Annotated in this window: 11 protein-coding genes; 1 reads left to right on the top strand and 10 read right to left on the bottom strand. The window is 45.0% G+C overall.

Annotation, left to right across the window (positions count from 1 at the left end; translation table 11 throughout):
- The 10 genes from LAT75_RS12980 to LAT75_RS12935 all read right to left on the bottom strand — a co-directional run.
- Positions 1-261: hypothetical protein (locus LAT75_RS12980; protein WP_291483103.1), on the bottom strand; the 261-nt coding region annotated here is incomplete at its 3' end.
- 14 nt (positions 262-275) lie between these two features.
- Entirely contained in the window at positions 276-569 is a 294-nt protein-coding gene (locus tag LAT75_RS12975) for a type II toxin-antitoxin system HigB family toxin (RefSeq protein WP_291483102.1), read from the bottom strand.
- A gap of 318 nt (positions 570-887) precedes the next feature.
- Positions 888-3641 (bottom strand): phosphoenolpyruvate carboxylase, encoded by a 2754-nt coding sequence (locus LAT75_RS12970; RefSeq protein WP_291483101.1) that lies wholly within the window; start codon positions 3639-3641, stop codon positions 888-890.
- 611 nt (positions 3642-4252) lie between these two features.
- Entirely contained in the window at positions 4253-4693 is a 441-nt protein-coding gene (locus tag LAT75_RS12965) for a peroxiredoxin (RefSeq protein WP_291483100.1), read from the bottom strand.
- Positions 4694-4734: 41 nt separating this feature from the next.
- Positions 4735-5265, bottom strand: coding sequence for a hypothetical protein (locus LAT75_RS12960; protein ID WP_291483099.1), 531 nt, complete (start codon positions 5263-5265; stop codon positions 4735-4737).
- Positions 5266-5277: 12 nt separating this feature from the next.
- Positions 5278-7053, bottom strand: a complete 1776-nt coding sequence (locus tag LAT75_RS12955; protein ID WP_291483098.1) for an AAA family ATPase — start codon at positions 7051-7053, stop codon at positions 5278-5280.
- A gap of 71 nt (positions 7054-7124) precedes the next feature.
- Complete coding sequence (locus LAT75_RS12950; RefSeq protein WP_291483097.1) at positions 7125-7280, bottom strand: hypothetical protein; 156 nt, start codon at positions 7278-7280, stop codon at positions 7125-7127.
- Positions 7281-9812 (bottom strand): Hsp70 family protein, encoded by a 2532-nt coding sequence (locus tag LAT75_RS12945; RefSeq protein ID WP_291483096.1) that lies wholly within the window; start codon positions 9810-9812, stop codon positions 7281-7283. It abuts the gene before it with no gap.
- An 11-nt stretch (positions 9813-9823) separates the two neighbouring features.
- Entirely contained in the window at positions 9824-10879 is a 1056-nt protein-coding gene (locus tag LAT75_RS12940) for a hypothetical protein (RefSeq protein WP_291483095.1), read from the bottom strand.
- A gap of 25 nt (positions 10880-10904) precedes the next feature.
- Positions 10905-12509: a hypothetical protein gene (locus LAT75_RS12935; protein WP_291483094.1), complete on the bottom strand. Its 1605-nt coding sequence runs from the start codon at positions 12507-12509 to the stop codon at positions 10905-10907.
- Positions 12510-12784: 275 nt separating this feature from the next.
- On the opposite strand from LAT75_RS12935, the gene LAT75_RS12930 reads away from it, so the two are divergent.
- On the top strand, positions 12785-13082 hold a 298-nt coding region (locus LAT75_RS12930; protein WP_291483093.1), incomplete at its 3' end, for a metallophosphoesterase.

Below are 13082 nucleotides of genomic sequence, written 5' to 3'. Positions count from 1 at the left end.
TTCACTTGCCCTGGATTTTGACCCCAGTAATTTCGCCAGATCTGTTTGCTGCATGCCCAACTGATCCATCCGGAATTTGATCGCTTCTGCCGGTTTGGGCGCCTCAACCGGAAAGTGCTTTTTCTCATAATCTTCTGCCAAAATGCCCAGGATTTCCAACTCATCGCCTTCTTTCGTACCCGGTTTGGCATCAAAAATTTCTTCAATACGCGCTAAGGCTTCCTCGTAATCTTTTTCGGTATGTATAGGCTGGATTTGCATGATGGATTTCCGGATTAAATGGTTGTTGCATCAATTTTGTCGTATTCAGCGTGTGTACCCACAAAACGGATGAAAACCTGTGCGTAGTCATAATTAATTTTGACGACTAACCGATAGCTGTTGCCTTTGATGTTGAAAACCACACGGTTGTGAGCAAGAATGCTGGCGTGCGGATATTTTCGTTTAATATCAGCAGGTGATTTCCATTGGGCAATTTCTGTTTCAGAAAACCAAGCCTTTAAAGCACCTTCACTATCGGAATGATGGTTCCAAAATTCACGTAATATTTTTCGGGCAAATACTCGCATAGGTGAATATAAAAAGTTCCACTAATGGGAACAAGCAAAAGGGGCGGATTCCGCAAAAGCACTTATTACCCTATGATGGCACGCGGATTTTTCGGATTGGGCGGGATTAGCGCGGATTTTAGGTTGACCGGGGACGGCAGACCGCGGATAAAAAAACCACGGGACATGCCGTTGATTTGGGATTTTTGATCTGCTGCGAAAGACCGTGATGTTCCCGGAGTTCCCCCCAAAAATAAACGGCAACCCGTAATGCCCGGGTTGCCGTTTTGGGTTTTCGTGGTTTGCGAAACCTTTCCGCTAAAGAGAGCCCTAACTTGCTTATCCGGTTGTACCGAGGCCGCTTGCGATGGCGTTGAGTACGAGCAGCAGCTCGGGGAGCATATCGTCGGCTTCTTTGGTTTTGCCTTCTTCCTTGAGCTTGCGCCAGATTTTGAGCTGACTGATCTGAAGCTCGTGCAGCGGTTTGAGGCGCTCGGCGCGGAAGCCCATCATGGTGTACATGCGCGGGCGGCGTTCCTGCAGCGGGTGGCCATAGAGCACACCGAGCATATCGCGGGTGCGGTAAAACTCGGTGCGGATGTCCTCAAGGTAAGTTTCGGCCAGCTTGCGATCATCTACGAGGCCGGCGTAGGCTTCCATGATGCCGGTATCGGTGAGGGCTATGGCCGAGGAGGCGTTGGTGATTACGTAGCGGAACGGCATGAAATCGACGGCATGCTTGCTCAGCAGGCTGAAGGCTTCGGGCTCTTCCTGCTTGAGCCGCTCGAGTGCGGCACCTACGCCGTACCAGCCCGTGAGGAAAAACCGCGCCTGACTCCAGCTGAATACCCACGGAATGGCGCGCAGGTCGCCGAAGGTGCGTTTGCCGGTCCGGCGGGCGGGACGTGAGCCGATGCTGCTCGACTCAATGATATCAATGGGCGTAGCCTGTGCGAAAAAGCGCACAAATTCGTCGTTGTGCACCAGTTTCTGATAGCTTTCCAGGCTGTACTGATACAGCTTATGAACGATGGCTTCCAGCTGATCGCGCAGCTCTGACGTGAGGCGGCGGCCCTTTTCGGGCAACAGGCTGTTGCCCGTTGTGCCGGCCTGCAGTAACTCGAGGTTGTAGAGTGCGGTGAGCGGGTTGGCGTATTTCTGCGAAATCACCTCGCCCTGCTCGGTGAGGCGCATATCGCCCTGAATGGTACCGTGCGGCAGCCCCGCGATGAAGCGGTGCGTAGGGCCGGCGCCCCGGCTGATGGTTCCGCCGCGGCCATGGAAAAAGCGGATGCGGACATCGTGTTTCTGCCCGGTTTGGGTGAGGGCGAGCTGTGCGGTGTGCAGGCTCCACAGGCTCGCGAGGATGCCGCCGTCTTTGTTGCTGTCGCTGTAACCGACCATCACCTGCTGTGCGCGGGGCGCGTTCAGGTTTTCGGACCGCCATTTCAGGCTGTTTTGGGTAACGGGGTGGCTGAGGAAGGTATCCAGAATTTCGGGCCCTTTTTCGAGATCGCCGATGGTTTCGAGCAGGGGCACAACCGGAAGCACACAGGCCATGCCTTCCGGAGTACGGGCCATGAGGCCGGCCTCGCGGCACAGCACATACACGACCAGCAGGTCGGAAAGGCTGCGGGTCATGCTCACGATGAGGGAGCCCAAACCGTCGTAGCCGTTGCGCTCCACATAATGGTAAAGCACGCGATAGCATGCAATTACCGCATCGGCCTCTGTACCCAGACCTTCGTAGCGGCGCACGTACGGGCGGGTAGATTTCAGCTCCTCCGTGAGGTAAGCAAGGCGGCGCTCCTCGCTCCAGTCCGGGAAGTTTTCGCCATCCTCTACCCCTGCGGCAACAAGCAGCTGCGAAAGGGCGAGATCGTGGAAGCGGCTGTTCTGCCGGATATCGAGCGCGGCAAGATGGAAACCGAAAGCCGATACTTTCCGGATGATGGGCTCCACATCGAGGCGCGCAATATCTTTCGCGTTAATGGCGCGAAGCGATTCGATAAGCAGGCGCAGATCTTCGAGCAGCTCATGATAGCTGCTGTAGCGAACGCTGCCCTGCGGGTTTATCCCCGAAGGTTCGGGCAGCATGAGCCGCATCATATTCAATAGCTGCCGCCACGGTTCTTTGGGGTTTCGGGCCAACGACTCTTCGGCGCTTTTACCAAGCGCTTCGACCAGAGCATTAATCCGTCCCTGAAGCATTTCGGGTACCTGTACCTCAAACTGCGAGATGCTCATACGCCGGGCAAGCACATCAAGATCGGCATCAATCATTTCCAGCGCGCTGCGGCGCAGGGTTTCGAGGGTTTCGCGGGTAACATCGGCGGTCACAAACGGGTGTCCGTCGCGGTCGCCGCCTACCCAGTTGCCGAAACTGATGCGGGGCAGGTTTTCGGTGCCTTCCAGCATGGTTTCATCGAAACCGGCTTCGCGCCAGGCATCGCGCAGGCGCTGATCGAGCAGCGGCATCACATTCGGGAATACTTTGGTGAGGTAGTGCAGCACGTTGCGCAGCTCATCCTGAATGCTGGGCTTTTGCAGAAACACCTGACCCGTAAGCCAAAGCCGCTGCATGGCGGCACGGATTTCCTGCTCAATCTGCTTTTTCTCCTGAGCCGTCCACACTTTGTTCTCGCGCTTCACCATCAGCAGGTAGATGGCGCGAAGCTGATCGATCATGGTGGAGCGCTTGCTCTCGGTGGGGTGGGCCGTAAGCACCGGCTCGATGCGGATACCCGGCAGCGCTTTGGTGATGGTGGCGGCATCCACGCCGGCTTCTTTCAGCTGCATGAAGGTTTTGCCCCATAGACCGGAAATGCGGGCCATGCCGTGCTCGTCCTCGAGCTTGCGGCGCAGCTGAACGGAGGCGTTTTCTTCTACAATGGTGATGAGCTGGAAATAAATGGAGAATGCCTTGCTGAGGCGTTCGGCGCCGGGCTGCAGGGCACGTTTGCCGTCGAGCATATCGGCGATATCGTCTTCACCGGCATCGCGGAGCATCCCGGTGTAGCAGTCATGCAGGAAACGGAGGTCCTGCTTAATCTTGTCGAGTTCGATACTGTCATCAGTTGTGCTGAAATACATATCTGCTAAATAATATTGGGGTTGGAAGGATTATCACATAATCAGACCCCAATATAAGAAAAAACCATAACGGCAGAATGAAGCACAGGTGAAGTAAGCGCGGGCAGGCAGCGGCTGCCGGGACTGAATCGCAGCGGTGTAATTAGTGCCGGCTTTTATTTTTTTTAGGAGGAACTCCGTGCACATCACTGGCTGCAATGGCAGATTTGATATCCCAAATCGGCGGATAAGCCCTTGCTTTTTTATCCGGAAGTCAGCTGCACAGTTTGGCAAAGGGTTAGCTGTTGGGGTCAGACGCATCTCCGGGCCTCAGCTGTTTGCGGCATGTGTTTATTAACCTGACTGCCGCACCCCGCCGGACTCCAAATGGCCGCGGTAAGCTGCCGGCAATCCGTACTGAGCATTTCCTTGTACCTGAGGGACTAAGTTTGGCACAAACCCATATCAAGGCCATATCAAAGCCATATATTTATGGCCTTGATATGGCCTTGATATGAACCTGACCCAAAGCTGATTCAGCTATACCCGAAAGCAGGCAAATTTCAAGCCGGCTTAAGGGGTAGTTGCAATGATGCAAAAAACGAGCTTCTCTCATTTTGCCACCCGCCCGCCTACAGCGCCCTAAGCACTGCCTCCACGTGGCTATCCATGCGAAAGTTGCTTTCGTGAGCAAGGCGGATGCGGCGGTCGGGACCTATCAGGAAGGTCACGCGGCGGGTCAGCAGGCCGAAGAGGGTGCAGCCGTAGGCCTGGTGAACAGCGCCATCGGTGTCGGAGAGCAGGGTGAACGGCAGCTCGTGTTTTTGCTGAAAGGCCGTGTGCGAACCCGCATCATCCCGGCTGATGCCCGCAACCCGGATGCCCTTCGCCGTTAGCCGGGCATAGTTATCCCGAAACGAGCACGCCTGCCGGGTACAGCCGGGGGTATCATCCTTCGGATAAAAAAACACCACCGCCGGACCTTCGGCAATCAGGTCGGCGAGGGAAACAAGGGTACCGTTCTGATCAGGCAGGGAAAAATCGGGGGCTTGGGTGTTGGGGGTAAGGGGCATGGGGGGATTGGTGAATCGGGAATATTTTAACTGCTTAAAGCTTAAGTACCTTTCTTGCTATCATCGGAATTGATTACAACATTCGGCAACGAATCAAACACAATCATTTTGTGAGTTTCAAAATAATCACTTTGTAATTTATCCAGATAATTTTGACTTATAATATCCTGCTCAAGATACTCTTCGAAATCAGGATGGTACTTTAATATGGTTTCATCACTTATTTTGAGCTTGCTTTTGATGACTTTAAAGAACTTTATTTCGCTGTACTCAACTTTGTCATCCGCTTTAATAGTATCTATTGCCACCTCTACGAGTTTCAATTCCTCTGATTCCGATAGCTCCGAAGCAGCCAAATCATTAAAATAGCTTCTCAGAAACTTTCTGCCGTCGCTGTTAATTTCCAAAAGCAATTTTTCCAACTCTTTGTTGATATCAATTTCACCAAAAGTTTTCTTTTGATGATGCAGCGTTTTAATCAAACTTACTTCTCTCTCGTCAATATGACCATCGCAAGCCATACAAGAGAAAGCAGTTTTCAAAAAGAGTTTATCTAAGCTTATGTTATTCATTGTTTTAATCATTTAAAATCCAATTTTTGATTTCCGGGCACTGCTGCTTTTTCTGCTATCCATTTTATCCCGCTCTTTTCTGTACTTCATGAGCTGTTCCTTAGTTAAGGAGGGTGTAGTTTCTTCTATTGCAAGTAACAGATTGTGCATCGATATCCGGGGCGCCACCTTAACCACTTGCCTCGCTGCTTCATCGCAGATAAACTGAATATCTTTTGAAGCATAATCTTCTGTTAATTCAGCCAGTTTTTGATAATCAAAACCTACTTCGATGGGTCTGTTATTCAGATACATTTTGAAAAGCGAAACCCTCGCTTCAAAATCCGGAACCGGGACGTAAATTTTCCTGTCGAGCCTGCCTGTGCCTAAAACGGCAGGATCAATTGAGCTTGGCAAGTTGGTTGCTCCTATCACAAATACGCCGTCGGCACCACAATTATTCATTTGGGCGAGGAACTCATTCACCGCACTGGTATTCATATGATTCACACCCGGATTTTCTCTGTTTGGAATCAACGCATCTAATTCGTCGATAAAAATTATACTTGGCGCATTTTTTCTGGCCTCATCAAATAAATTTTTTATGTTTTCCTGGGTCGCATTAACCCACTTACTTTGGATATCAGAAGGTTTAATGTTGAAGAATTTATAACCAACTTCTTCAGCAAACTTTTCTGCAAAGAACGTTTTTCCGCATCTTGGAGGGCCGTACAACAGCATCCCATTCGGAATTGTTAACCCAAATTCAGCATATTTTTCTTTGTCCTTTATAGCATCAATTACATCTCTCTGCATCAGGTCTTTCAGTTTCTGCATACCCGCAATTGCTGCAAAACCCTCCCCTGCTTTTAGAGGTCTTGCAGTTTGTACGAACTTAGCCTTGTTTCCGGAAACCTGACTTTCAACTTCGGCTTCACCGCTTATTGCAAGGATAAAATCTTTCACGCGCTTAAACCGGTACTCCGCATCAGGCTGCAGCGCTTTGGCAATGATGTTGAAGGTACTTTCTTCAATTCTTGATTCCGTTCCGGGTACCTGCAATGGCTTCTTGCGCTCTCTGAGCAGGGCGTCTTCAAGATCAACGGTGTCGGACCTGTACTGCGAAAGCTCAATAAACCATGGCGGAAGCCCGACCAACAAATGAAAATACAGCGCACCGGCAGAGAAAATGTCGGTTTGGACAGAAAAAACTTTATTAAATGCCTCATTGGCTGTGTAGAAGGGATTTAGCCCTTCTTTGTGGAATTCTTTGTTTGTTTGACTTTGATACCGGGCATATCCAAAGTCAATTATTTTTGGAACAGGAACCTGACCGGACAAGTCCAGCATCACATTCAGATTAGTAATATCATTATGTATAACTTTATCTTTTTTACTATGCAGATAGTTTAAACCATTTAATACCCCCAACATAATCTCTTTAGCTTCATAGGGATTCAGCACATGCTCTCTTTTCATCCGTTCTGCGAGGGTTTCACCGCTAATAAAATCCAGGATTACGTAAGCATATTTTTGATTGTCAGCTATCAGGCTTCCGGAACCTTCATACTTAACAAGATTAGGGTGCTTGAGCTTCTTAAGGATTTCAATTTCAAGCACATCACCGTTGGAGTCGAACTGCGTTCTGTGCAGTTTGGAAAGCGCAAAGAGCTTGAGAAACTTTGCCTGCTTTTTCCTGTCAGTTACACGGTATGATTCAGCATAGCTTCCTTTTTTGAGAAAGAAGGCTATGGTGTATTTGCCATCTATGATTTGGCCGCGTGACAGTAACTGGTGTTGATTACTCATTGCTTGTTAACTTTCTGATTTACGAATTAATGATCAACGTACTCATCAAATGAAAAATGTTTCAACCTATCTCATTCCCTCATTCTTTTGTATAAACCAGCCAAATAATTAGCAATAATACAGGAGTCATTGATTGCAGCACTACTATCAAAAAAAGATACACCAGCTTCCATTTTAGCAATGGAAGCTGATGAAGTGCCTATATATATGCCGTTGTTAACTTTCATTTATCCGACTAGTACAGAATCATCACCACTTGGCCTTTCGTCAGGGGGTAGCAGTTCAATTAGCGCAATAACAATCGGGTGTAGTTCCTCTGCATCAGGCCTTTCACCGATTTTCTGAAGTCCCTGATTTAAGAGTGTTCTTGCCTTGCTTCTGTCTCTCCATCTGTACAAATCAAAACTCTGATTATGATGGCGAATAAAGGCTATGAGCTGATAAATGAAAGTAAGCTGAAAATACAAGGAGTTGATTTCATCCAGCAAAACATTTCCAAGCTTAATTTCTTTTGCCCTGATGACCTCTTCCAACTGTTTTTTCAGATTGGTTACATGCTCAGTTGTTTTTTCGTTACCCAAGTCTTTATTAGCTTTTTCCAGCCGGTAATAGGCTTCCTTCAGCTCCTCTTCCAGTTTTGGCCATTCGGATGTTTCAGTTAATTCATCAATTAATTTGAGAGTTTTTCTGAGATTAGTCAGAACTTCCTGCTTAACATCAACGTCGTTTCTGCTTTTCTCAAATTTATTCTCAATTTCTTCTAACTGTTCCTTTACTTTATTTAGCTTTTGAGTGTTGGTTTGATTTTCATCTGAGCTGAGCTCAGAAAAAGCTCCCTTTGCTTTTCTGATTTCATTAGACAGCCAATTTGTTTCAACGGAATCGGATCCGCCTTTAGGAACTTCAATTTCCATAGTAAATTCTAAATATGGAAAAAATGCTGTCACTTTCAGATCTTGAGATTTATCCAAACTAATTGTCAATTCGACTAAACTGTTTTCAGGCAATAGTGCTGGTAAATCCTCCCCACTAATTATTATATCATAAATATGATCATTATAAATTGCCCTCGTGCCTTCAGCTCCATACTCTCCCTGATACAAAGGGATTTTTATATAGTCAGATGACAGCCCTGGTCGAATAGCTTTTTGTGTTTTCAAATCATTCTTCACACCTGTAACTGGTAATGATTTGTTTTTTTCTAGACCTTGTACTTGTGAAAAAACTATTTTTCCCGATACTTTCTGCTTTATTTCTATTCCGTAATTATATGGCAAAGTCTGCATTGAGCCTATACCACCTATGCCTTGCATTACGGAAAATGAGTTCGGTTCACTTTCCAACAGGTTTCCCTTGTCGTCATAAAGAGTAACAGTAAAAAAATTACTTTTATCTTCAATCAATTGAACGTCAACTACTTCCCCAGTTGTATTAATTTTAACTTTACCACTTGACCATGCATTATCCCCCCTCTTAATTTCAGCGAAAACTTTGGGAGGGATTTCACCTTCGGTTTTGTCTTTTAAAATTTTTAGGGTTACAAATTCTTCTGTTTCTACAGTCGATGCTTCGTGACCAATTTCTATCTGGATTTTTGTCCTGTCTCTCGTTTGCTCCCGAATTTCTTCTGATAATACAACCGTTGAGGCATATAAAGCCGCTCCTTCAGATACCACCGTCATTGGGTCAACACTTGTATCAGGTTTGCAAATTTGTTTTTCTAACATTTCTCTCAAGGTTGGTGAAAGTGTTGGGCCACCAACTAAAATGAGAGAATCCAAAGAACTACCTTTTAAATTATTCCTTTTTAACAGTGTAAGGCTACAATCAATAGCTTTTTGGAAGATAGGGGCAAGGACATTTTTAAGTTGTTCTTGCGTAACAGTAAGGTCAATTTCTATCTCTTCACCCTCATCATCTTCTCCACATTCACCTGGATCAACATATATATTGTGTGATGGATTGAATGAAAGGTTGTTTTTTATTTCTTCTGCGAAAAACTTTAATCCGATTCTATACTCTTCTTTCTTTATATCGTCAGAAAGCAAGTCATCAATTGAAAATCTTTCTTGGATGTGAGGAATGATAAGTTGGTCAACGATAGCATAATCTAAATTCTTACCGCCTAAGTAATTGTCTCCTTCTGTGTCGATTACTTTCATTATGCCATCTTCAACTTTAAGCAATGCAGCATCAAAAGTTCCACCACCAAAGTCAAAGACTAACCAAAAACCATCCTTCTTTTTACTATCAAGTCCATAAGCCATTGATGCAGCAACGGGTTCTTGAAGAACTTCAACGTGGTCAAAACCCGCTAATTTTCCTGCTCGCCTTGTCGCATCAATTTGATTGTTTTTGAAAGCAGCAGGAACCGTAATTACTGCAGCATTAATATTTTCGTCCTGAACATATTCCTTTAGCCTTTTTAATACCTCTGCTGAAAGTTCTTCTGAAGTGAAATCCTTATCTACGTATGTACTATGGTACTTTTTGTCTGTACCCATGGTTCTTTTGAACTCAACATAAGCGTTCAAAGGGCTTTTGTTGGACAGACTTTTGAGACTGTTCGATCTGTAAATATCATATGCTTTGTCTCCAACATACAAAGTACCTTTAGGATTAAATGCAATACAAGAAGGTGTTGTATCCTTTTGTTTGTCTAACGATTTAATGATTTTTACCTTATCATTTTCGATTCTCGAAATTGCCGAGTTAGTAGTTCCTAAGTCGATTCCGTAGTCAATTTTTGTTCTTGTCATTTTGTAAAGATTTAATTTTGTGAAACTTCAACCTGTGCTCTTTGAATCAGGATACCATTAAAGTTTACTTGTGGTTTTATGATTTTAGAAATAACTTTTTTGCCTGCTTCTAAAGAAGCGTCTTCTACAAAATTGATAACATCAATATTCATTCTTTCGTCATATTCATTGTTCATCAAATTCACCATTTCATAGCCATTGGCGGCAAAATTGGCTTGTATTCGTTCAATTCCTTTTTCCAATGGCTTAAGTCCTTTGATCCCAGCATCCATTCTTGAAATGTTTTTTTGCATTCTTACTATTTCATCAGCAACCTTCAATGCCAGGGAGTGATCAATTTTTTCAGCTGGTTCATCCGGTTGCCTTTTTGTTTCCTCCTGCTGTACTTTTAATTGAGTTTCAAGAACCTGAATAAGCTTGGCATCAAGTCTCAACCCTTCCTCTTCCAGTGACTTCTTAGTATTTCTGATTTGTGTTTCAATATCGGTATGGCTTGATTTTATTCTTTTGCCGAGGAATAAAAACATGAGCCCCCCAAGCAGAAGGATTACCAGAGTAGCTATAATCCAATACAGGCGGTTCTTTTCTACATCGCTTCCTAATTCCAAAATCCGGGTTTCAGCCTGCTTACCTGTTTCCTCAATTTGAATACCGAGGTCGTCAGCCAGCGATGCCATATTATTTTGCGTTTGGGTAAGCAGTGTTTGCAAACTATCGGCTCTGTTTCCAAGTAAATTGGTCTGATTGGTAAGCTGTGTTATATCTCTTTGCTGCTGTTGCTGCTGCTGAACCAAACTTTGCTGCCGGCTTATCAGACCAGCAATTTCATTAGTTGCTGAAGTGAGGTCTTCAATCCTGCTGACCAATAGTTCTAAACTATCTGCCTGATTTTCAAAACGTTGATTATGAAGTGCTTGCAGTTCATTTATTTCGACAATTCGCTGTTCAATCCTCTCCAACGCTGAATGAAGAACAGGTATCTGATTAATCAGCAAGCTATCTGATTGTGCCTGAGACAGTTGAAATGTAGTGCCGATAAAAAGGCTTAAAAGAAAAATAATTTTCATAGAATAAAAATCAAGATTGATGTTGTCACCCTGCGCAAGCTCTTAACATTATGATTAAAAAGACGCCCCATCCAATAATCTTAAACCACGGAATATCACTATTTTCAGAGCTTGTAGAAGCTTGTGCCGCACGGTTTTCTGTATTTGTTTTTGGTTTAACTTCTGATCTGTTTGAAGACGTTACAGGTCTCGAAGGGGAAGTATATCTTGGGACCTGTTTTTTCACCGGAGGGGTTATACCAAGCTGCGACGCAATTGATTTTAATATCCTGAAGTTGGATTCAAAATGATTGCGCTGTTCTGCTTTCATGTCCAGATCTTCGATTTGCATTGAAACTTCTAATGCATCCCGTAAGGCTGTCTTTAAGGAATTATACTCGCCGTACTTAACAGAGAAACTATTTTGCTCTTCATTAATCACCGTTACAAGCATTCCTAATGCAATTCCTGCTACTAAGCTGCTCAAATTAAGATACTCTTCGTTGTCGGCGCCAATAACATCTTTTATCTGTTCGAGCTTAGGCTTACAGGACATCACCAATTGTCTTGCATTCTGAGTTGAGTCGTATGCATCCTTAAATTCAAGCAGTTTTTCAAAAATGAACTTAAATTCTTCTTTAACTGGTGCCGTCTTTGCCCACTCCTCAAGACCTTCCTTATTTTCCCGTATCCTTTCTTTCGTTTGTGAACCCACTGCTATCGATTCAGCATACTTAATAAGTTTAAGACTTTCTGCACTCGGGTTTTGAGTTTCCTTGAATTCCTGAAAGTAATCTACACCGCATTGCAGAACCTCTTTAGCCAGATTATCTGCGGCCATTTTATATTTCAGATCTTCCGGTCCAAGAAGGGATTTAAGTAAAGATAAATCGGCCTTACATGCTGCAAATAGCTTAAAGCCATATTTGTAGGCATAACTCGGTTTGGCCTTTCTAAGCGCTTTTGTGCTTTCAACCTGAGATTCAATTCTTTGAAGGGGTTCAGCGGAAAACTTATCAATTATATATTTTTTCGCGCTTCCGCTGGCTTTACTGAAAAGTTTGATTGTGTCAGGTACAGAGTACATTACAACAAACTCTTTTACAAGTTTGTCAATCAGTTGCGCTGTTTGTTTGTGCGGATCAATTGAATAAGTCTCGTCCGCAACAACATGCACGAAGTCTGAAAAATGAGGAGATTCAATGAGCTTAAGTTTAATACCGATTCCTTCCTTAATTTCCTTTTTGGTATTGCCCAACAACTTAATTGTACCCAGATTGCTAAAACAGGAATAGTTTTTCGCAGAGAGCTCTTTGCCAGTAGTAACCCTTTCCCATATCTCTGTTGCCTTTTCTTTATCGCCTTTAATCAGGTAGTTTAGTGCCGTTTCGTCAAAGGTGTTCTGCGATATGAACCAGAACAAAGAATGTATGACCTTGTCGTGGTTTTGCTCAATTTGAGAAAAAGCTTTGTTGATTGAAGCTTCAGAACGTTCAACCGGCCCCAGGAATGCAAAATCAAAATCTGATACGATCTCCTTCCCGACCATTACATATTTTGAAATCTTGCCTTTCTGTCTTTGCAGCTCTCTTGCTGATGAATCAGCCAATAACCCCGCTATCCTGTATGGATTTTCATTAATAAGTTGCATTCCTGTAATCTGTAGATTTAATCGATTTAATTATATGTGACCCTATTTATATTATTTCCCCGTTTTACTTATTGTAACTAATACAAAACTCAACCTAAGCAAGTTGATTTTAAAAAGCTACTTTTTTTTGATATCGAATTTAATTTTTTAAGCCAATATTAGGGCATCTTATCCTGAAACTCATTCCCCAACAGGGTAAATGTCCCGCTATATATTTGATTTCTATTCATTTCTCCTTTTTTTACAAAAAAACTAACCCTATTAGTTTATCCCCCATGCCTACCCTCCTCCTTTCCGCTGATCTCCACCTGGGGCGGCGCGCGGCTGCGGCCGGTTCTGCTGCCGGGGCTGGTTTCGGGCCGGAACCGGACCTGCTCCGGGCTTCGGCCGGCTGGCTTCGGCTCGCCCGGCTCGCGGCTGATTCCCGTGCCGGGGCTGTGCTGCTCGCCGGCGATGTGGTCGATGAGGCCTCCGGTTTTTTCGAGGCCTTTGAGGCGCTTGCCGCCGGACTCTCGCTGCTTCGCGACCACGATATTCCGGTTGTCGTTACTGCCGGCAACCACGATTTTGAGG

The sequence above is a fragment of the Cyclonatronum sp. genome, assembly GCF_022565315.1.
GTDB lineage: Bacteria > Bacteroidota > Rhodothermia > Balneolales > Cyclonatronaceae > Cyclonatronum.
This window is presented reverse-complemented; position numbering and strand designations above follow the sequence as displayed.

Excerpts from the sequence above, each read along its gene's own strand:
- LAT75_RS12940 (WP_291483095.1), bottom strand. The coding sequence starts at position 10,879 with ATGAAAATTATTTTTCTTTTAAGCCTTTTTATCGGCACTACATTTCAA.
- LAT75_RS12960 (WP_291483099.1), bottom strand. The coding sequence starts at position 5,265 with ATGAATAACATAAGCTTAGATAAACTCTTTTTGAAAACTGCTTTCTCT.
- LAT75_RS12970 (WP_291483101.1), bottom strand. The coding sequence starts at position 3,641 with ATGTATTTCAGCACAACTGATGACAGTATCGAACTCGACAAGATTAAG.
- LAT75_RS12955 (WP_291483098.1), bottom strand. The coding sequence starts at position 7,053 with ATGAGTAATCAACACCAGTTACTGTCACGCGGCCAAATCATAGATGGC.
- LAT75_RS12975 (WP_291483102.1), bottom strand. The coding sequence starts at position 569 with ATGCGAGTATTTGCCCGAAAAATATTACGTGAATTTTGGAACCATCAT.
- LAT75_RS12935 (WP_291483094.1), bottom strand. The coding sequence starts at position 12,509 with ATGCAACTTATTAATGAAAATCCATACAGGATAGCGGGGTTATTGGCT.
- LAT75_RS12965 (WP_291483100.1), bottom strand. The coding sequence starts at position 4,693 with ATGCCCCTTACCCCCAACACCCAAGCCCCCGATTTTTCCCTGCCTGAT.
- LAT75_RS12950 (WP_291483097.1), bottom strand. The coding sequence starts at position 7,280 with ATGAAAGTTAACAACGGCATATATATAGGCACTTCATCAGCTTCCATT.
- LAT75_RS12945 (WP_291483096.1), bottom strand. The coding sequence starts at position 9,812 with ATGACAAGAACAAAAATTGACTACGGAATCGACTTAGGAACTACTAAC.